The 20,337-nt window shown below is 52.3% G+C and carries 19 protein-coding genes; 5 read left to right on the top strand and 14 right to left on the bottom strand.

The genetic code is table 11. The features are described 5' to 3' along the window. Window positions 1-111: 111 nt before the first annotated feature. The 12 genes from trpS to hofM form a co-directional block, all read right to left on the bottom strand. Window positions 112-1,116, bottom strand: coding sequence for a tryptophan--tRNA ligase (gene trpS / locus ACUU1I_RS01590; protein WP_000165553.1), 1,005 nt, complete (start codon window positions 1,114-1,116; stop codon window positions 112-114). Next, the gene (gene gph / locus ACUU1I_RS01595) at window positions 1,109-1,867 is read right to left on the bottom strand and encodes a phosphoglycolate phosphatase (protein WP_001031720.1); all 759 of its coding nucleotides are present in this window, start codon (window positions 1,865-1,867) and stop codon (window positions 1,109-1,111) included. Before gph ends, trpS begins: the two co-directional genes overlap by 8 nt. Next, on the bottom strand, window positions 1,860-2,537 hold the full coding sequence (rpe, locus tag ACUU1I_RS01600) for a ribulose-phosphate 3-epimerase (RefSeq protein WP_000816280.1): 678 nt from the start codon (window positions 2,535-2,537) through the stop codon (window positions 1,860-1,862). The genes gph and rpe overlap by 8 nt, the downstream gene beginning before the upstream one ends. A gap of 17 nt (window positions 2,538-2,554) precedes the next feature. After that, a complete protein-coding gene (dam, locus tag ACUU1I_RS01605) occupies window positions 2,555-3,391 on the bottom strand; it encodes an adenine-specific DNA-methyltransferase (protein ID WP_000742151.1) in 837 nt (278 codons plus the stop codon). Window positions 3,392-3,497: 106 nt separating this feature from the next. Further along, window positions 3,498-4,784 carry a cell division protein DamX gene (damX, locus tag ACUU1I_RS01610; protein WP_000343216.1) on the bottom strand — a complete coding sequence of 429 codons (1,287 nt, stop codon included), beginning with the start codon at window positions 4,782-4,784 and terminating at the stop codon, window positions 3,498-3,500. A gap of 91 nt (window positions 4,785-4,875) precedes the next feature. Then, window positions 4,876-5,964 (bottom strand): 3-dehydroquinate synthase, encoded by a 1,089-nt coding sequence (gene aroB / locus ACUU1I_RS01615; RefSeq protein WP_000439871.1) that lies wholly within the window; start codon window positions 5,962-5,964, stop codon window positions 4,876-4,878. 56 nt (window positions 5,965-6,020) lie between these two features. Next, window positions 6,021-6,542, bottom strand: coding sequence for a shikimate kinase AroK (gene aroK, locus ACUU1I_RS01620; protein ID WP_005072129.1), 522 nt, complete (start codon window positions 6,540-6,542; stop codon window positions 6,021-6,023). 400 nt (window positions 6,543-6,942) lie between these two features. Beyond that, window positions 6,943-8,181: a DNA uptake porin HofQ gene (hofQ, locus tag ACUU1I_RS01625; RefSeq protein WP_000816019.1), complete on the bottom strand. Its 1,239-nt coding sequence runs from the start codon at window positions 8,179-8,181 to the stop codon at window positions 6,943-6,945. Continuing rightward, the gene (hofP, locus tag ACUU1I_RS01630) at window positions 8,093-8,497 is read right to left on the bottom strand and encodes a DNA utilization protein HofP (protein ID WP_005116070.1); all 405 of its coding nucleotides are present in this window, start codon (window positions 8,495-8,497) and stop codon (window positions 8,093-8,095) included. The genes hofQ and hofP overlap by 89 nt, the downstream gene beginning before the upstream one ends. Beyond that, window positions 8,487-8,927, bottom strand: a complete 441-nt coding sequence (gene hofO, locus ACUU1I_RS01635) for a DNA utilization protein HofO (RefSeq protein WP_001055752.1) — start codon at window positions 8,925-8,927, stop codon at window positions 8,487-8,489. Before hofO ends, hofP begins: the two co-directional genes overlap by 11 nt. Beyond that, window positions 8,911-9,450 carry a DNA utilization protein HofN gene (gene hofN, locus ACUU1I_RS01640; protein ID WP_001069315.1) on the bottom strand — a complete coding sequence of 180 codons (540 nt, stop codon included), beginning with the start codon at window positions 9,448-9,450 and terminating at the stop codon, window positions 8,911-8,913. Before hofN ends, hofO begins: the two co-directional genes overlap by 17 nt. Further along, window positions 9,450-10,229, bottom strand: a complete 780-nt coding sequence (gene hofM, locus ACUU1I_RS01645) for a DNA utilization protein HofM (RefSeq protein ID WP_005072125.1) — start codon at window positions 10,227-10,229, stop codon at window positions 9,450-9,452. The genes hofN and hofM overlap by 1 nt, the downstream gene beginning before the upstream one ends. 119 nt (window positions 10,230-10,348) lie before the next feature. Here hofM and mrcA point away from each other — a divergent pair, with 119 nt between their 5' ends. After that, window positions 10,349-12,901, top strand: a complete 2,553-nt coding sequence (gene mrcA / locus ACUU1I_RS01650; RefSeq protein WP_005116051.1) for a peptidoglycan glycosyltransferase/peptidoglycan DD-transpeptidase MrcA — start codon at window positions 10,349-10,351, stop codon at window positions 12,899-12,901. 164 nt (window positions 12,902-13,065) lie between these two features. Here mrcA and nudE read toward each other — a convergent pair whose 3' ends face one another. Continuing rightward, the gene (gene nudE, locus ACUU1I_RS01655; protein WP_001043306.1) at window positions 13,066-13,626 is read right to left on the bottom strand and encodes an ADP compounds hydrolase NudE; all 561 of its coding nucleotides are present in this window, start codon (window positions 13,624-13,626) and stop codon (window positions 13,066-13,068) included. A gap of 319 nt (window positions 13,627-13,945) precedes the next feature. On the opposite strand from nudE, the gene igaA reads away from it, so the two are divergent. The 4 genes from igaA to hslO all read left to right on the top strand — a co-directional run bounded on the left by igaA (window position 13,946) and on the right by hslO (window position 18,129). Continuing rightward, window positions 13,946-16,081, top strand: a complete 2,136-nt coding sequence (gene igaA, locus ACUU1I_RS01660; protein ID WP_000104521.1) for an intracellular growth attenuator protein IgaA — start codon at window positions 13,946-13,948, stop codon at window positions 16,079-16,081. Window positions 16,082-16,145: 64 nt separating this feature from the next. After that, on the top strand, window positions 16,146-16,814 hold the full coding sequence (yrfG, locus tag ACUU1I_RS01665; RefSeq protein ID WP_001295168.1) for a GMP/IMP nucleotidase: 669 nt from the start codon (window positions 16,146-16,148) through the stop codon (window positions 16,812-16,814). Window positions 16,815-16,824: 10 nt separating this feature from the next. Next, window positions 16,825-17,226 carry a ribosome-associated heat shock protein Hsp15 gene (hslR, locus tag ACUU1I_RS01670; protein ID WP_000660494.1) on the top strand — a complete coding sequence of 134 codons (402 nt, stop codon included), beginning with the start codon at window positions 16,825-16,827 and terminating at the stop codon, window positions 17,224-17,226. A 24-nt stretch (window positions 17,227-17,250) separates the two neighbouring features. Continuing rightward, complete coding sequence (gene hslO, locus ACUU1I_RS01675; protein WP_005072121.1) at window positions 17,251-18,129, top strand: Hsp33 family molecular chaperone HslO; 879 nt, start codon at window positions 17,251-17,253, stop codon at window positions 18,127-18,129. A 134-nt stretch (window positions 18,130-18,263) separates the two neighbouring features. On the opposite strand, the gene ACUU1I_RS01680 is transcribed toward hslO, so the two are convergent. Next, on the bottom strand, window positions 18,264-19,988 hold the full coding sequence (locus ACUU1I_RS01680; RefSeq protein WP_000370836.1) for a DUF4153 domain-containing protein: 1,725 nt from the start codon (window positions 19,986-19,988) through the stop codon (window positions 18,264-18,266). Window positions 19,989-20,337: the final 349 nt, after the last annotated feature.

Genomic DNA, 20,337 nt, shown 5'->3' on the forward strand with positions numbered 1-20,337 from the left:
GTGATTTATTCGACAATGCGAGCAAAGGGTAATTCCCACTGGCGCTTGCCTGCTCCCCTCACCCTAACCCTCTCCCCAAAGGGGCGAGGGGACCGTCCGAGCGTTTTGATATTACGGCTTCGCCACAAAACCAATCGCTTCGTACACCGCTTTCAGCGTACGGGAAGCGTGTACACTGGCTTTTTCTGCGCCGTCTTTCATCACCTGTTGCAGGAAGGCTTCATCGTTGCGGAAACGGTGATAGCGTTCCTGCAATTCAGTCAGCATACCGGAAACGGCATCAGCCACTTCACCTTTCAGATGACCATACATCTTGCCTTCGAACTGTTTTTCCAGTTCTGGGATGCTCTGGCCCGTTACCGCAGAAAGGATATCCAGCAGGTTGGAAACGCCCGCTTTGTTCTGCACATCGTAGCGAACTACCGGCGGCTCGTCGGAGTCAGTGACCGCGCGTTTGATTTTCTTCACTACCGATTTCGGATCTTCCAGCAGGCCGATAACGTTATTGCGGTTATCGTCAGACTTGGACATCTTCTTGGTCGGCTCCAGCAGCGACATTACGCGCGCGCCAGATTTCGGAATAAACGGCTCCGGCACCTTAAAGATCTCGCCATACAGCGCGTTGAAACGCTGGGCGATATCGCGACTCAGTTCCAGGTGCTGTTTCTGGTCTTCACCCACCGGTACCAGATTAGTTTGATACAGCAGGATGTCCGCAGCCATCAGCACCGGATAGTCAAACAGACCAGCGTTGATGTTCTCGGCATAACGCGCAGATTTATCTTTAAACTGCGTCATGCGACTCAGTTCGCCGAAGTAGGTATAGCAGTTCAGTGCCCAGCCTAACTGCGCATGTTCTGGTACGTGGGACTGAACAAAAATGGTGCTTTTCTCAGGATCGATACCACAAGCCAGATACAAGGCCAGCGTATCCAACGTCGCTTTACGCAGCTTCTGTGCATCCTGGCGCACGGTGATCGCGTGTTGGTCAACGATACAGTAAATGCAATGGTAGTCATCCTGCATGTTTACCCACTGACGCAGCGCACCCATGTAGTTACCAATGGTCAATTCACCTGAGGGCTGTGCGCCACTAAAAACGATGGGCTTAGTCATTTTTCGATTCCTGATTTTCGCTATGCGGAAGCCCTAATGCGGGCAGAAGGTCATTTATAGACTGATAAATTACATCAGGCTGGCTGAGATCGATAGCCTCGCCGTAGTTATATCCGTAGGTTAAGCCAACTGATGGGCAACCTGCCGCTTTTGCCGCCTGAATATCATTGCGTGAGTCGCCGACAAACAGCATCTGTTGTGGGGCAATTCCCATCCGCTCAGCCACCAGTAACAGCGGGTCCGGATGCGGTTTTTTGTTTTGCACATCATCGCCGCCGATAACCACGCTAAAGTATTTGGCAATATCTAAGGCTTCGAGCAGCGGCGCGACGAACGGCGTCGGTTTGTTGGTGACCAGGCCTAGCGGCAGGCCTTTAGCCTGCAACGCGCCCAACGTATCGGCAACGTGCGGGAACAAAAACGTCCCCTCTTCGGCAACCTCGCCATAGTAGCGATCGAACAGTTTACGCAGAATACGTACCTGTTCTTCTGCCGGAATGTCGTCATCAACGGGCGGTTTCCCCATTGTTTTACGCAGAGTCGCACGTTCCTGACGCGCCCAGGTCAATGCGCGCTCCATCAGAACATCTGCGCCGTTACCAATCCAGGTAATAACGCGTTCTTCACCTGCGACGGGCAACTCCAGCGCATACAGCGCCATATCTACCGCAGCAGCAAGACCAGGAGCACTGTCGACCAGCGTACCATCAAGATCAAAAGCGACGCCGCGAATATCTTCAAACTTATTCATGACTTACCTTTGCCAGTTCACTGCGCATTTCATCAATGACTTTTTTATAGTCTGGCTGGTCGAAGATTGCCGAACCGGCGACGAACATATCCGCGCCCGCCGCAGCGATTTCGCCAATGTTGTTCACCTTCACGCCACCGTCCACTTCCAGACGAATGTCAAAGCCAGACTCGTCGATACGGCGACGTACTTCGCGCAGTTTATCCAGTGTTTGAGGAATGAAAGACTGACCGCCGAAACCAGGGTTGACGGACATCAGCAGGATCACATCCAGCTTATCCATCACGTAATCCAGATAGCTCAGAGGTGTCGCCGGGTTAAATACCAGACCCGCTTTACAGCCATTTTCTTTAATCAGTTGCAGCGTGCGGTCAACATGCTCGGAGGCTTCTGGATGAAAGGTAATGATGCTGGCACCAGCGGCAGCGAAATCAGGCACAATGCGATCGACGGGTTTCACCATCAGATGTACGTCGATAGGGGCGGTAATGCCGTAGTTACGCAAGGATTTCAGCACCATTGGCCCAATCGTCAGATTGGGAACATAGTGGTTATCCATGACGTCAAAATGCACGACATCAGCGCCAGCTGCCAGGGCTTTTGCGGTATCTTCACCCAGGCGGGCAAAATCAGCCGACAGAATTGAGGGGGCAATCAAATACTGTTTCATCCGCTTCTCCTTGAGAATTATTTTTTCGCGGGTGAAACGACTCCTGGTTTGTACAAAGCCAGCAGTTCGTCCACCTTTTTACGTGTGCCGCCGTTGCTGCTTATACTGCGTCGAACTTTGACGACATGCAATTTTGCGCGCTGATACCACTCACGCGTTAACATCGTATCGTGATTGGAGATCAGCACTGGAATATGGCGCTCAACCAGACCTTCGGCGATCTCCGCCAGATGCGCTTGTTGTTCAAGCGTAAAACTGTTTGTGTGATACGCCGTAAAGTTGGCGGTCGCAGACAGCGGTGCATAAGGCGGATCGCAATAGACGACGGATGCATCATCTGCGCGCTCCATGCTATCGGCGTAAGACTCACAATAGAAAAAGGCATTCTGCGCTTTTTCAGCGAAGTGATACAACTCTGCTTCCGGGAAATAGGGTTTTTTGTAGCGGCCAAACGGCACGTTAAACTCACCGCGCAGATTGTAACGACACAGGCCGTTGTAACCGTAGCGGTTCAAATATAAAAACAGTACCGCCCGACGGAACGGATCCTGGCTTTTGTTGAACTCTTCGCGGAACTGATAGTAAACCTCGGCGCAATTTGTTTCGGGAACAAACAGCTCGCGTGCGGCCTGTACGTACTCATCAGTACGCATCTTCACAATGTTATAGAGACTGATCAGGTCGCTATTGATATCGGCAAGGATATAACGAGAAAAGTCGGTGTTGAGAAACACCGACCCGGCACCTACAAAAGGCTCAACCAGACATTCGCCCTTGGGCAAATGCCGTTTAATATCATCAAGCAGGGGATACTTGCCCCCTGCCCACTTCAAAAAAGCGCGATTTTTCTTCATGCCGACTAACTAATTACACCTTCTCCGGCTGTGGAGAAAGCTCCGACAGCATCCAGCGCTTCAGGCAGCTCCCGCAACGATAAACCATTGCGGGAGATAACCTTGATTACTTCAGATCGGCCTGTACCTGACGCAGCGGTTTCGCCCACGGGTTTTTGGCCTGAACATCTGCTGGCAATGTAGATACCGCTTTTTTCGCCTCTTCTTTCGAAGCGTACACGCCAGAAACCAGGACATACCACGGCTGACCATTACGCGTCGTTTCATAGACAACGTAGTTTTTCAGATTCTCTTTCTTCGCCCAACCGTTCAGGTTGTCGTAGTTAGAGGAACTGCTCAGCTGCAGAGTGTAATGGCTGGACGGTGCCGATTTCAACGAACCAACATTACCTGCGGTCTTCCCTCCAGCGGCTGGTGTTGCCGTGGTTTGCGCCGGGGATGCCGTCTGTACTGGAGCCGTAGTCGCCGTCTCTTTTGGTGCTGGCGTAGAAGTCGCAGCCGGTGCCTTCGTGCTCGCCACAGGGGCAGCTGGTTCAGTACGCTTCGGCGTCTGTGCTACCGGCTTCGGCTCCGTTTTCACGGTTGCTTGCGGTTTTTTCGGTTCAATCACCGCCTGCTGACGAACTGGGCGCGTAGTGGACGGACGTTCAGCGGTTTGCGTTTTCGCCGTGTCACGCGATGCATTGCCATTGCGAACAGGCGCAACCGTTGCGGGTTCAGTCGGCAACGTGGAATTGACCGCCACATTGTTCAGCTGTTGCTGATTTTGTGGCTGGGTCAGCGCATTGTTCAGGTCACCCTGCACTTCAACACGTTGTTGACCATCCGTTGCCACCGGGGTTTGCCCTTGAGTCGGCGTAGAAGAGATCGGTGGCAGAGAAACATCCTGCTGAGTATTTTCCGCAGACGTGGTTCCCGGCGCTGGCTGCACGCCATTCGCCTGATCGGTCGCATTGCCAGCAAGATCAATACTCTTCTCGCCAGACGCGGTTTGATCGCTGGAAGTGGTCGAGGGGGCTTTTAGCGCAGAACCGATACCGATGATCAACAGCAGTAGAACCAGAATGCCGACGCCCATCATCATATACTGACGAGAAGCGGGTTTACTGGCTGCTTTTTTGCGCTTACGCGGACGACGCTCTACGCGCTCTTCATCCACGGTTTCATCTTCGGATTCGTCAATTTCTTCTTCGATTTCCGGTTCCTCATTGCGCTCTTTTTGCGCACGAGTCGGACGGCGATCGTCAGTGTCATCAAGTTCAATATCATCAAAATTGATCTGCGGTTCGCCACGTTCAGTACGCTCAGAACGTTCAGAAGATTGACGAGAACGACCAGTACGACGATCGCTGGGATCGGGTTTCAGCTCGTCTTCTGGTTTGAATTCATCCATTTAACACCCCACTAAAAGGTTAATGCTTACCACGTTGCAATTAACCTGAAGCTAATAGACCGCTTGATAAGCGGCCTGACCTTTCTTGTTGTTACGCTGATTGACAATCGGCAATGGCGTTAAGAACAAGCTCGTGCGAAACGCCGCTGCGAACTTCACTCTTACCAATTGCCAACGGAAGAATTAAGCGCATCTCTCCCGCAAGGACTTTCTTGTCACGCAGCATATGCGGTAAATACGCCTGCGCGGACATTTCGCGCGGCCCATTGACCGGTAACCCAGCCCGCGTGAGCAGGGTTATAATACGCTGCGTTTCGGCAGAACTAAACTGCCCGAGACGTTCCGACGTCCGCGCCGCCATCACCATACCCGCAGCGACCGCTTCACCATGTAACCAATTGCCATACCCCATTTCAGCTTCAATGGCATGACCAAAGGTGTGTCCCAGATTCAGTAAAGCACGTAACCCGGTTTCGCGCTCGTCGGCAGCGACAACTTCTGCCTTCAGTTCACAACAACGGCGAATACAGTACGCCATTGCCGGACCGTCCAGACGCAACAACGCATCCAGATTCTCTTCCAGCCAGTTAAAAAACGCACCGTCAAGAATAATGCCGTATTTGATGACTTCTGCCAGCCCCGACGCTAACTCACGCGGGGGAAGCGTTTTCAGACAGTCGAGATCCACCACCACTGAAGCAGGCTGGTAGAACGCGCCAATCATGTTTTTACCGAGGGGATGGTTGACCGCAGTTTTGCCGCCAACGGAGGAATCGACCTGCGACAGTAACGTCGTCGGGACTTGAATGAAACGAACACCGCGCTGATAACTCGCCGCCGCGAAGCCGGTCAGATCGCCCACTACGCCGCCGCCAAGCGCCACCAGCGTAGTATCGCGACCATGCGGCTTTTGTAACAACGCCGTAAAGACGGTATCGAGTACAGCTAGGCTTTTATACTGCTCGCCGTCAGGGAGGATAACGCTATCGACGTTAACACCCGCCTGTTCAAGTACGCCGCGGACCTTATCGAGATACAGAGGAGCCAGGGTTTCGCTGGTGACCAACATGACCTGCTCGCCCGATTTCAGCGGTAAGAATGAAGCTGGTTCATTAAACAAACCAGATGCGATGGTAATTGGGTAACTACGTTCCCCGAGAGTAACGACAATCCTCTCCATAACGCGACATCCACCTTAATTACTGTACCCGCAGACGAGTGTATATAAAGCCAGAATTAGTTGCTTTCCAGCATGTGAATAATCTGGTTTGCAACCACTTTAGCGCTTTGATCATCAGTACGAATGGTCACGTCGGCAATCTCTTCATACAGCGGATTGCGTTCATTGGCCAACGCTTCCAGAACTTCACGCGGCGGTGTTTCAACGTGCAGCAACGGGCGTTTTTTATCACGCTGCGTGCGTGCAAGTTGCTTTTCGATGGTCGTTTCAAGATAAACGACAACGCCACGAGCGGAAAGACGGTTACGCGTTTCACGGGATTTCACAGAGCCGCCGCCAGTAGCCAGCACAATACCCTGTTTCTCGGTCAACTCATTGATGACCTTTTCTTCGCGATCGCGGAAGCCTTCTTCGCCTTCTAAATCGAAAACCCAGCCCACATCAGCTCCGGTTCGTTTCTCAATCTCTTGATCGGAATCGTAAAATTCCATATTGAGTTTTTGAGCTAACTGGCGCCCAATAGTGCTTTTTCCGGCACCCATAGGCCCAACCAGAAAGATATTGCGTTTCTCTGCCATTTTTTCGGTACTACTAAGACTATTCGTTAATGATAAACCCGCTTCGCTCAGAGAGCGCCGCAGGACATGAACTGAAACCTCATAAGATATTGCGAGAGTCAGACTGAAAATTATCTCAATACTCCAGCGGGTTTGGCAACTGAATAAATCACCCATCCCTCTGCATATCTGGTCGCTGCAAGCGCACTGCCTTGCTACCACCGCTCTGGCGATAAATCACCGGGTAAGATTAGCGTAAAAAAGACAGCAAAATGCCGCCTGAATGATAAATCATCATCATGGAACGCAGGCAGCGAAGAGCACCAACTCTCAAATCGGTACTCCTTGTATGCTAAATACCTGCGCGCGTCAAATAGATGAAACACGTTCAGCATAAAAACATTACCGCTTTTACGGCTGTTTACTCACTGGAAACCAGTCGTGGCGTGATAAACACCACTAACTCGCGTCGTTCATCTTCTTTTCCGTCATGACGAAATAATTGCCCGAACCAGGGAATGTCGCCAAGCAACGGTACGCTATCCTGACCCGATTTATTTTTACGGGTAAAAATGCCGCCCAGCGCCAACGTTTCTCCGCTTTTTACCTCGACCTGCGTTTCGATCTCCTGCTTATCAATCGCCAGCACTTCGCCATCGGCCTGCTGTAGCACCTGCCCCGGAACGTTCTGGCTGATGTGTAATTTCAGCCGGATGCGACCTTTTTGTAACACCGTGGGCGTGACCTCCATCCCCAGGACGGCCTCTTTAAATTCCACCGACGTCGCGCCACTTTCCCCGCTGGAAACCTGATATGGAATTTCGCTCCCCTGTTTAATGCTGGCAGGCTGAAGATGTGAGGCCAGCAGACGCGGACTGGCGATAATATCCAGCTGCTGTTTTTGTTCGAGCGCGGAAAGCTCAAGATCCAGCAAGCGTCCGTTGATGCGCCCAATGTTAAAACCGACATGCGTTGTCGCCGTCGCTACGGAGAGGTCGCTACCAAGCGTGGTGACTTGCCCAACGCCACCAGCGTGTTGCGCATCGGCCAGCGTCCATTTCACGCCTAACTCACGCAAACTTTTTTCATTAATGGTGACAATATGCGCCGACAGCTCAACCTGCCCGACCGGCAGATCCATTTGCGCTACCCACTGTTCAAGCGCGCTTAACGCCGTTTTGTTATCTCGTAGCAAAAGGCGATTGGTGCGTTTATCGACGGTCATACTCCCTTTGGCACTCAGTAGCTTCTCCCCCGCTTTCGCCAGTTCTCCCGCGTCGGCGTATTGCAGGGTTATACTGCGATTTTCCAGCGGCAGATTTGCCTGCGCCCGCGCCTGCTCCGCCTCCTGGCGGGCGATATTGTCATTCTGCCAGGCAATGGAATGCACTGAGAGAATGTTGCCTTCCTGCCGCGTTATCAGTCCGGCGCTTTTCACTACAGTTTGTAGTGCCTGCTTCCAGGGAACATCTGTTAGATGTAACGACACCGTACCGCTGACGTCTGGCGACACGACCAGGTTCAACTTCTCCTGTTCAGCCAGCGCCTGCAACACCTGAGCTACCGGAACGTCATCCACCATCAGCGTCACTTTTTGCGGCTTTGCCGCCTGTACGCCGGATATCAGCATCAACAGTAGTGCGGCTATCCATTGCTTCATTTGTATCTCCTTGCCGTTGCCACAACCATTGTGGCGGTTCGCAGTTTGTCCCGGTACCCAGCGTTAGTACGTCTGGCGTCAGCTGTAAAATTGTCCAGCCGTTTTCCAGCACATCGTTTTGCTGCACCCGTCGCCATTTCTTTTGCCCGTCTTTTATTACACCGATGATGCGCTCGCCTCGCCCTACCATCCCCTGATAGCGCCACTGGCTAAGTTCGCTAATCCGGCATAGATCTTCCGGCGATTTAAAAGGGTCACGCATACCGGTTAAAAGGCACAATGCAATACCTGCCAACAACCAGCGTTTAACCCTCATGCGGCATCTCCAGTTGTAGCGTGAACAAAAGATCATCACCTTCCACGCTTAACGAAAAACGGCTCACGCTGACGTTGCGCTCTGCCAGCCGTGTAAATGCCGACGGCACTGCTTCCCACAGCGTTTTCAACGCCAACTCGCCTCCCTGCGCGGATGGATGCCAGGAAACCAGTTGCGCGCCGGATAACTGAAAATCCAGTGGCGAAAAGGGCAGCGTTTTTTCCTCGCTGAAGGGAGTGGTGTCTACCAGGCGATACAGTGCGGCCCACTGCTGGTGATGACTTGCCCGTAGTCGAATTAATGCGTCGCGCTCTTCATGGTGTGTCGATGATAGAAAAATGAGCGTAACTAACATCAGCAACCAGAATGCCCAGCAAAACTGGCGGAGGCGGGGTGATGTGGCGAACCACCAGTCAAAGAACATGTTCATCGCTAACCTTCCTTGTTAACTGATACTCAAATTGCCAGCGTCCCTGCGCATCCTGCTGCGTGGCTCCCCGCTGATTGAGATGAAAAGACGCATCCTGGCGGAGTGACGTTTCTAGTGCGTTTAACGCGGTAATGCTTGTTGTCAGCCCCTTGATCTCCAGCGTTCCCTGCTGCCAGCTTATCGTTGTCAGCCAGGCGTGCTCGGGTAAAAGCGCCGCCAGTGCTTCCAGCGCAGATTGCCAGTCGCGGGTAAATTGTCGCTGGCGCTGCCGTTGCGAACGCTGTTCGCGTAACTGCTGTTGCTCCAGCAAACGTGGCTTCGTTATCTGTAAGCTGCGGGCGAGTTGTTGTTCCGCCTGAAGCAAAACTGCGTCTATGCGCGCTTCGGCGCTGCCTGTCAGACGCAGTATTAGCGTTATCCCGACGGCCAGCAGCAGAGGCGCAACGAACATCAGCAACCAGAAACGCAGAAAAGCGGTCCGGCGTTGCTGTCGCCAGGGCAAAAAATTAATTGGCGGGTTCATCAGTACGCCTTCCCAAGCGCCAGCCCCAGCGCGATGGCAAAGTCTCCACCAGGCGGCGGTAGCGGCGGCTGACGAACAGAAACGGCCTCCCAGGGGTCAAATCCGCCTTCGCCACATATCGCGACGCTGTCGGGATCAACGGATAACGCTGCCGCCAGCTCCTTCGCGCTAGTCATCCCCACCGCCAGTTTGCGCCCCCAGCTATAGCGCGTCGCCCACAGCCACTGTTCGTTATCACGCCAGGCCAGACATTGCTGATGAGAAGGTAAAAAAGGCAGGAATCGCTGTAATGCACTGGCATCCGGGGTGATCGCACTAACATGAACACGCAACCTTTCTGCCAGCGTAAGCAGCGTTGCCAGCTCTTTGCTTTGCGCGGCAGTCACGTTATAAGCGGGGCTGAGTGAGTCTTCGCTGTAATCGAAGCGCAGGGAGTCCGGATCCATATCCAGCTCGCGGGCCATCGTCCCTGACAGCCAGGCCGTTTGCTCCCGCTCACCAAGGGACATCGACGGGCGCGGAAATGACCGCTGTAATGTGCGACTGGCGGGAAACGCCAACATAATGTGATGACGCTGCGGCAGTTCGCGACTCCACGGTAACAACGTTTTAGCCAGCTGCTGCGCATCAACAATCCGCCCATCTTTGATAATGTCGTGCGCCAGCGGCAACCGCCACCAGCGTTGCAAAAAGCATTCTTTTGCGCCCCGCACGATCGCAACCGCTGCCACTTCTTGCTGTTGTAAATGCAAACCAATTTGCCAGATCTTAAATGTCATTGTGATGATCTCCTTATCACCCGTCACTCTGACGGGTATATCAATGCGTCTGGCTTGCCTTTATACTACCGCGCGTTTGTTTATAAACTGCCCAAATGAAACTAAATGGGAAATTTCCAGTGAAGTTCGTAAAGTATTTTTTGATCCTTGCAGTCTGTTGCATTCTGCTGGGAGCAGGCTCGATTTATGGCCTATACCGCTACATCGAGCCACAACTGCCGGATGTGGTGACATTAAAAGATGTTCGCCTGCAAATTCCGATGCAGATTTACAGCGCCGATGGCGAGCTGATTGCTCAATACGGTGAGAAACGTCGTATTCCGGTTACGTTGGATCAAATCCCACCGGAGATGGTGAAAGCCTTTATCGCGACGGAAGACAGCCGCTTCTACGAGCATCACGGCGTTGACCCGGTGGGGATCTTCCGTGCGGCAAGTGTGGCGCTGTTCTCCGGCCACGCGTCACAAGGGGCGAGTACCATTACCCAGCAGCTGGCGAGAAATTTCTTCCTCAGTCCAGAACGCACGCTGATGCGTAAGATTAAGGAAGTCTTCCTCGCGATTCGCATTGAACAGTTGCTGACGAAAGACGAAATCCTCGAGCTTTATCTGAACAAGATTTACCTTGGTTACCGCGCCTATGGTGTCGGTGCTGCGGCACAAGTCTATTTCGGTAAAACGGTCGACCAACTGACGCTGAACGAAATGGCGGTGATAGCCGGGTTGCCGAAAGCGCCTTCCACCTTTAATCCGCTCTACTCAATGGATCGTGCCGTCGCGCGGCGTAACGTCGTACTGTCGCGGATGCTGGATGAAGGGTATATCACCCAGCAACAGTTCGATCAGACACGCACTGAGGCGATTAACGCTAATTATCACGCGCCGGAGATTGCTTTCTCTGCGCCGTACCTGAGCGAAATGGTGCGCCAGGAGATGTATAACCGTTATGGCGAAAGTGCCTATGAAGACGGTTATCGCATTTACACCACCATCACCCGCAAAGTGCAGCAGGCCGCGCAGCAGGCGGTACGTAATAACGTGCTGGACTACGACATGCGCCACGGCTATCGCGGCCCGGCAAATGTGCTGTGGAAAGTGGGCGAGTCGGCGTGGGATAACAACAAGATTACCGATACGCTGAAGGCGCTGCCGACCTATGGTCCGCTGCTGCCTGCCGCAGTCACCAGCGCCAATCCTCAGGGAGCGACGGCGATGCTGGCGGACGGGTCGACCGTCGCATTGAGTATGGAAGGCGTTCGCTGGGCGCGTCCTTACCGTTCGGATACTCAGCAGGGACCGACGCCGCGTAAAGTGACCGATGTTCTGCAAACGGGTCAGCAAATCTGGGTTCGTCAGGTTGGCGATGCATGGTGGCTGGCACAAGTGCCGGAAGTGAACTCGGCGCTGGTGTCGATCAATCCGCAAAATGGTGCCGTTATGGCGCTGGTCGGTGGCTTTGATTTCAATCAGAGCAAGTTTAACCGCGCCACCCAGGCACTGCGTCAGGTGGGTTCCAACATCAAACCGTTCCTCTACACCGCGGCGATGGATAAAGGTCTGACGCTGGCAAGTATGTTGAACGATGTGCCAATTTCTCGCTGGGATGCAGGTGCCGGTTCTGACTGGCAGCCGAAGAACTCACCACCGCAGTATGCTGGTCCAATTCGCTTACGTCAGGGGCTGGGTCAGTCGAAAAACGTGGTGATGGTACGTGCAATGCGGGCGATGGGCGTCGACTACGCTGCAGAATATCTGCAACGCTTCGGCTTCCCGGCGCAAAACATTGTCCACACCGAATCGCTGGCGCTGGGTTCAGCGTCCTTCACCCCAATGCAGGTGGCGCGCGGCTACGCGGTCATGGCGAACGGCGGCTTCCTAGTGGACCCGTGGTTTATCAGCAAAATTGAAAACGATCAGGGCGGCGTGATTTTCGAAGCGAAACCGAAAGTAGCCTGCCCGGAATGCGATATTCCAGTGATTTACGGTGATACGCAGAAATCGAACGTGCTGGAAAATAACGATGTTGAAGATGTCGCTATCTCCCGCGAGCAGCAGAATGTTTCTGTACCAATGCCGCAGCTGGAGCAGGCAAATCAGGCGTTAGTGGCGAAGACTGGCGCGCAGGAGTACGCACCGCACGTCATCAACACTCCGCTGGCATTCCTGATTAAGAGTGCTTTGAACACCAATATCTTTGGTGAACCAGGCTGGCAGGGTACCGGCTGGCGTGCAGGTCGTGATTTGCAGCGTCGCGATATCGGCGGGAAAACCGGTACCACTAACAGTTCGAAAGATGCGTGGTTCTCGGGTTACGGTCCGGGCGTTGTGACCTCGGTCTGGATTGGCTTTGATGATCACCGTCGTAATCTCGGTCATACAACGGCTTCCGGAGCGATTAAAGATCAGATCTCAGGTTACGAAGGCGGTGCCAAGAGTGCCCAGCCTGCATGGGACGCTTATATGAAAGCCGTTCTTGAAGGTGTGCCGGAGCAGCCGCTGACGCCGCCTCCGGGTATTGTGACGGTGAATATCGATCGCAGCACCGGGCAGTTAGCTAATGGTGGCAACAGCCGCGAAGAGTATTTCATCGAAGGTACGCAGCCGACACAACAGGCGGTGCACGAGGTGGGAACGACCATTATCGATAATGGTGAGGCACAGGAATTGTTCTGATTAAAAAGGCGCTTCGGCGCCTTTTCAGTTGGCTGACAAAGTGCATTTGTTTATGCCGGATGCGGGTGAACGCGTTATCCGGCTAACAAAATCGTGAAAAATCAATATATTGCAGGAACCCCATAAGCCTGATAAGCGTTGTGCATCAGGCAAACTTCACGCATTTACACTCGCCCCTGCCCTTTCAACCATTCGCGCACGAGGAACAGCGCGCTGACATTACGCGCTTCGTTGAAGTCAGGGTCTTCCAGCAAATCCATCATATGCGCCAGCGGCCAGCGCACCTGTGGTAGCGGCTCTGGCTCATCGCCTTCCAGCGATTCCGGGTAGAGATCTTGCGCGACCACGATATTCATTTTACTGGAAAAGTAAGACGGTGCCATGCTGAGCTTCTTCAAAAAAGTCAGATCGTTCGCACCAAATCCAACCTCTTCTTTTAGCTCGCGGTTAGCGGCTTCGTAGACGCTTTCACCCGGATCAATTAATCCTTTCGAAAAACCTAATTCGTAGGATTCAGTTCCCACTGCGTATTCGCGGATCAGGATCAGGTGATCGTCCACAATCGGCACAATCATCACTGCTTCCCGGTTGGTTGGACGCATTCGTTCATAAACACGCCGCACGCCATTGCTGAACTCCAGATCCACACTCTCGACGGTAAACAGTCGGGAACGGGCTACAGTTTCAACATTCAGAATGGTGGGTTTTTGTAATGATTTGTTCATCGTGGGATCTATGCTGTGAAATCAGCGGTTATTGTGCGATATCGGACACGCTTTCGGCAATGTGAATTGCATGTTATTTACATTTATGTAACTTAATAAATAATCGTCCTCAAATCAAATTAAAAGTCAATAGGTTGAAATAACTCCAGGAATTTGCTGATATTCCGCCTTCAGAGGGTTTGCTATGATCAGCGGTTACTGTGATGTGCTTAATGATGCTCAAGTTAAACTCCACGCTTGCCGATAGCCAACCGCAGAATCATGTATTGTGTCCGGTGCGACTGACCACGCCTGACAGACTAAGTAAGATGGGGAAAGCATGAGCACCATTGTGATTTTTTTAGCTGCTTTGCTGGCCTGCTCACTACTTGCGGGATGGCTGATAAAAGTGCGATCCAGACGGCGTCAGCTGCCCTGGACCAACGCCTTCGCGGATGCGCAAACGCGTAAACTCACACCTGAAGAACGTAGCGCCGTTGAAAATTATCTTGAGAGCCTGACGCAGGTATTACAGGTGCCTGGCCCAACGGGAGCTAGCGCGGCACCGATCTCTCTGGCGCTGAATGCCGAAAGCAACAACGTCATGATGCTGACACACGCTATCACACGTTACGGCATCTCTACCGACGATCCGAATAAATGGCGTTACTACCTCGATTCGGTAGAAGTCCACCTGCCCCCCTTCTGGGAACAGTACATCAACGATGAGAATACCGTTGAACTGATTCATACCGATTCGCTGCCGTTGGTTATTTCACTCAACGGTCATACGCTGCAGGAGTACATGCAGGAAACGCGCGGCTATGCCTTGCAACCTGTTCCGTCCACGCAGGCGTCGATTCGCGGGGAAGAGAGTGAGCAAATCGAGCTACTCAATATTCGCAAAGAAACGCATGAAGAATATGCGCTGAGTCGTCCGCGCGGGCTGCGTGAAGCGTTGCTGATCGTCGCCTCCTTCCTGATGTTCTTTTTCTGCCTGATTACCCCGGATGTATTTGTTCCGTGGCTGGCAGGCGGCGCATTACTGCTGCTGGGCGCAGGTCTGTGGGGGCTATTCGCGCCCCCGGCAAAATCCTCCCTGCGAGAAATTCATTGTCTGCGCGGTACACCCCGTCGTTGGGGATTGTTTGGCGAAAACGATCAGGAACAGATCAACAATATTTCACTCGGTATTATCGACCTGGTCTATCCCGCACACTGGCAGCCATACATTGCTCAGGATCTCGGTCAACAAACCGATATTGATATCTATCTAGACCGCCACGTAGTGCGTCAGGGGCGATATCTTTCGCTGCATGATGAAGTAAAAAACTTTCCGTTACAGCACTGGCTGCGCAGTACGATTATCGCTGCGGGCTCGCTGCTGGTGCTGTTTATGCTGTTATTCTGGATCCCGCTGGATATGCCGCTGAAATTCACTCTCTCATGGATGAAAGGCGCGCAGACCATTGAAGCCACCAGCGTAAAACAACTGGCTGACGCTGGCGTGCGGGTAGGCGATACATTGCGTATTAGCGGTACGGGAATGTGTAATATTCGCACTTCCGGAACCTGGAGCGCGAAAACCAATTCACCTTTTTTACCATTTGACTGCTCGCAGATCATCTGGAATGACGCCCGCTCATTACCATTACCAGAATCTGAACTGGTCAACAAAGCGACGGCATTGACTGAAGCAGTTAATCGCCAGCTGCACCCTAAACCGGAAGATGAATCTCGCGTCAGTGCCTCATTACGTTCAGCGATTCAAAAATCCGGCATGGTATTGCTTGATGATTTTGGCGACATTGTACTGAAGACAGCGGATTTATGTTCTGCCAAAGATGACTGTGTGCGACTGAAAAATGCGCTGGTCAATCTCGGCAACAGTAAAGACTGGGACGCGCTGGTAAAACGCGCCAACGCTGGGAAGCTCGATGGCGTGAATGTGTTATTACGCCCGGTGAGTGCGGAATCGCTGGATAACCTGGTGGCAACCTCCACCGCGCCGTTTATCACGCATGAAACGGCGCGAGCGGCACAATCACTAAACAGTCCGGCCCCCGGCGGATTCCTGATTGTCAGCGACGAAGGCAGCGATTTTGTTGATCAGCCCTGGCCTTCGGCATCACTTTACGACTACCCGCCGCAAGAACAGTGGAACGCTTTCCAGAAACTGGCACAAATGCTGATGCATACGCCGTTTAACGCCGAAGGTATCGTCACAAAAATCTTCACTGACGCCAATGGTACGCAGCATATTGGCCTTCATCCGATCCCGGATCGTTCCGGCCTGTGGCGCTATCTCAGCACCACATTGCTGCTACTGACGATGCTGGGTAGCGCCATTTACAATGGCGTACAGGCCTGGCGTCGTTACCAGCGTCATCGCACTCGCATGATGGAGATTCAGGCCTATTATGAAAGCTGCCTGAACCCGCAACTGATCACCCCTTCAGAAAGCCTTATCGAATAACACGTTTGCGCGGCAGGTTATGCTACCCTGTCGCGCAAATTGCTTCACTCTGGAGATTTCCCTCATGCATATCAACATTGCCTGGCAGGACGTAGATACCGTTCTGCTGGATATGGACGGCACGTTGCTCGACCTCGCCTTCGATAACTATTTCTGGCAAAAGCTGGTGCCTGAAACATGGGGCGCGAAAAACGGGGTTACGCCACAGGAAGCGATGGAATATATGCGCCAGCAATATCACGACGTACAGCATACGCTAAACTGGTACTGTCTTGATTACTGGAGTGAGCAACTGGGTCTGGATATCTGTGCGATGACCACCGAGATGGGACCGCGCGCCGTACTGCGTGAAGATACCATTCCGTTTCTTGAGGCACTGAAAGCCAGCGGTAAGCAGCGAATTTTGCTCACCAATGCTCATCCGCACAACCTGGCGGTAAAACTTGAGCATACGGGTCTGGACGCACACCTTGATTTATTACTTTCCACCCACACATTTGGTTATCCGAAAGAGGATCAGCGGTTATGGCATGCGGTGGCCGAAGCTACGGGTCTGAAAGCTGAAAGAACGCTGTTTATTGATGACAGCGAAGCGATTCTCGATGCTGCCGCGCAATTTGGTATTCGTTACTGCCTCGGCGTGACTAATCCTGATTCCGGGATTGCCGAGAAACAGTATCAACGCCATCCGTCACTGAATGACTACCGCCGCCTGATCCCCTCGCTAATGTGAAGGAGACGCCATGAAAGAGAAACCTGCTGTTGAGGTTCGACTGGATAAATGGCTATGGGCTGCCCGTTTTTATAAAACCCGCGCGCTGGCCCGTGAAATGATTAAAGGCGGTAAGGTGCATTACAACGGGCAGCGCAGCAAGCCGAGCAAAATCGTCGAGCTGAATGCCACGCTCACTCTGCGCCAGGGAAATGACGAACGCACGGTGATTGTAAAGGCGATTACTGAACAGCGTCGCCCCGCCAGCGAGGCAGCCTTGCTGTATGAAGAGACTGCGGAAAGTGTAGAGAAACGCGAAAAAATGGCGATGGCACGTAAACTTAATGCCTTAACCATGCCGCACCCGGACCGACGCCCGGACAAAAAAGAGCGCCGCGACCTGTTACGATTTAAACACGGCGACAGTGAATAACTGTCACCTGCAAGAGAGATGATTATGCCGCAACATGACCAATTACATCGCTATCTGTTTGAAAATTTTGCCGTTCGCGGCGAACTGGTAACCGTTTCGGAAACCCTGCAACAGATCCTTGAGAACCACGATTATCCGCAGCCCGTTAAAAACGTGCTGGCAGAACTGCTGGTTGCGACCAGCCTGTTAACCGCTACGCTGAAGTTTGATGGTGATATCACCGTACAGCTGCAGGGCGACGGTCCGATGAATCTGGCGGTTATTAACGGTAACAATAACCAGCAAATGCGCGGTGTGGCGCGCGTGCAGGGCGAAATTCCAGAAAATGCCGACCTGAAAACGCTGGTCGGCAATGGTTACGTGGTGATCACCATTACCCCGAGCGAAGGCGAACGCTATCAGGGCGTAGTTGGTCTGGAAGGTGATACCCTGGCGGCCTGCCTAGAAGATTACTTTATGCGTTCTGAACAGCTGCCGACGCGCCTGTTTATTCGCACCGGCGACGTAGACGGCAAACCGGCTGCAGGCGGTATGTTGTTGCAGGTAATGCCTGCGCAAAATACCCAGCAGGACGACTTTGACCACCTGGCGACGCTAACCGAAACCATCAAAACCGAAGAACTGCTGACCTTACCGGCAAACGAAGTGTTGTGGCGTTTGTATCACGAAGAAGAGGTGACGGTTTACGATCCGCAGGATGTGGAGTTCAAATGCACCTGCTCGCGTGAACGTTGCGCCGATGCGCTGAAAACGCTGCCTGATGAAGAAGTTGATAGCATCCTGGCGGAAGATGGCGAAATTGACATGCATTGTGATTACTGCGGTAACCACTATCTGTTCAATGCGATGGATATTGCTGAAATCCGCAACAACGCGTCTCCGGCAGATCCGCAAGTTCATTAATGAGTATGTCCGGCAGAGAGGGCTCTGCCGGATTTTACGACTTAATGGCCTGATGTGCTGCGCTTACCAGCGCCTATGAAATAAATCGCAAATTATTTTGGTCAGATACAGCGTCGTATCCGATAAAAGCGTTGTCACTTACTTAAGTTTATTTCCAGCGTTTCACCATCTACCGTCAGATCGCGCCACGCTTTCGGCCTCGTCCCCAGTTTTCCATCCTTCGCAGCTGTGAGTAATTTTTCTTTCGTTATTTCGTTCGGAAGTAAACTCATATCAAGCGCGTCCCATTCTTTTCTGTCTGAGTCAAAGCCATAGACAATGACTCTGTCATCATTAAAAGCAAACAGGATCCGCTCCGCCTGACCATCACTATTCAGATCTTGCTCGACCAGTACGCAGGCGTCTTTTTCAATACAGGTCATCACGTTATAGCGATCCTGGATTAAGGCCGACCAGAATGTCGCATCCGGTTTAACAGAACCAGGGGCAATTAACACATTTTCGGCTAATACTTTTTCCGATACCTGTTCCTGAAGATGTTGCTCTCCATCTAACGCCATCAGCAGATCCCGCGCGCGTTTCGGGTCTTTCATAAACCCGGCATCGCTTTTCAGCGACTCAAGCGCCGCACGTCCATAGCGACCGCTCTGTTCGAGCATGTAGATAGTTACCTGGTCTGGCGTGTTTTTGCCGCTCTGATAACGCGCCATATGACTGTTCACGCTAATACGCATACTGTCCAGCACCGGCGAATTAAGAAGCACCAGTATCACCAACACCAATAACGAAACCGCAAGGTTCACTTTGCCCTGAAGAACAAGGGGATTTTGCCCATTACGCCAGACGATACTGACAAAATACCCCAGCGACCACACCAGTAACACCAGCTCCGCCAGCGCGCCCTGCAAGCGGTCGACAGTCCAGCCGTACTGAGCGACCCGCAGCCATAACCCCCAGGTGGCGACGAACACATACAGCGGAGCAACCAGCAAAGCGGTTTTAATCAGGCAACGCAACGGCCCCGTCCAGGGAAGTGACGCTTTTTGCGGATCGCGGACAATAGCCATTAAGATCAATTGCAAAAAGGCCAGCGTTAACAGCAACCCGGCGGCGGAGATGTGGCGAGAAATCGCGCTCAGGCCCGTAAACGGCAGGGTGATGATAAACATCAGGGTTAGCAATGATACTAACGGCAGCAACCCCGTGGCGATTAGCGTGAACAACTTTTGAATAGAGTCGATTAAACGTGACTGTGTACGCGCGAGGATCACCGCCAGTGCGGTAACCAGACCAAATGTAAGATACATAAACCAGTCGGTTGCAAAAAAGAGCGTATTGAAAAACGTGATGCCAACAAGTTTAAACAACTCACCCCACAGTAAAAGCACCAGCCACGTCAGGCCATTGGAGAGAAAAATCACCAGTAATATAAGTACGTTATGCCATACTGACTGGTAAAAGTAGCTATAGCGGCTACTGCCATTGCGGATACGAAGGCTTTGTTGTATCCACGGTAGCAACAACATTGCCATCAACAGCAGATAGCAGCCAAAATCCCAAATCGCCTTTTCAGCTCTCCAGGGGTTCATGCCATCAGTTTGCCACTTCAGCCAACCGCTCATCCCTGTCGTGGCAATAAACACCAGCGCCAGCCATCCCCAAAGGCGCTTCTGTTTAAAAGAGATCACGGAGAAGAGTAAAACGGATGAAAACGCGACGGTCGCAGGCACGCCATAAACAATCCAACTGTGATTTTTTCCGGCAAGCCAGGCGATAAGCAGGTAGCAAACCAGCCCCTGAAGTAATCCGGTAGCAATCATCCCCCAGCGTGTTGCCGGTGAAAGTTCAACGTTATCCATGTTGGTTATCCAGAATCAAAAGGTGGGTTAATTATCGCATCCGGGCAGTAGTATTTTGCTTTTTTCAGAAAATAATCAAAAAAAGTTAGCGTGGTGAATCGATACTTTACCGGTTGAATTTGCATCAATTTCATTCAGGAATGCGATTCCACTCACAATATTCCCGCCATATAAACCAAGATTTAACCTTTTGAGAACATTTTCCACACCTAAAATGCTATTTCTGCGATAATAGCAACCGTTTCGTGACAGGAATCACGGAGTTTTTTGTCAAATATGAATTTCTCCAGATACGTAAATCTATGAGCCTTGTCGCGGTTAACACCCCCAAAAAGACTTTACTATTCAG

The organism is Shigella sp. SIG3, assembly GCF_053555855.1.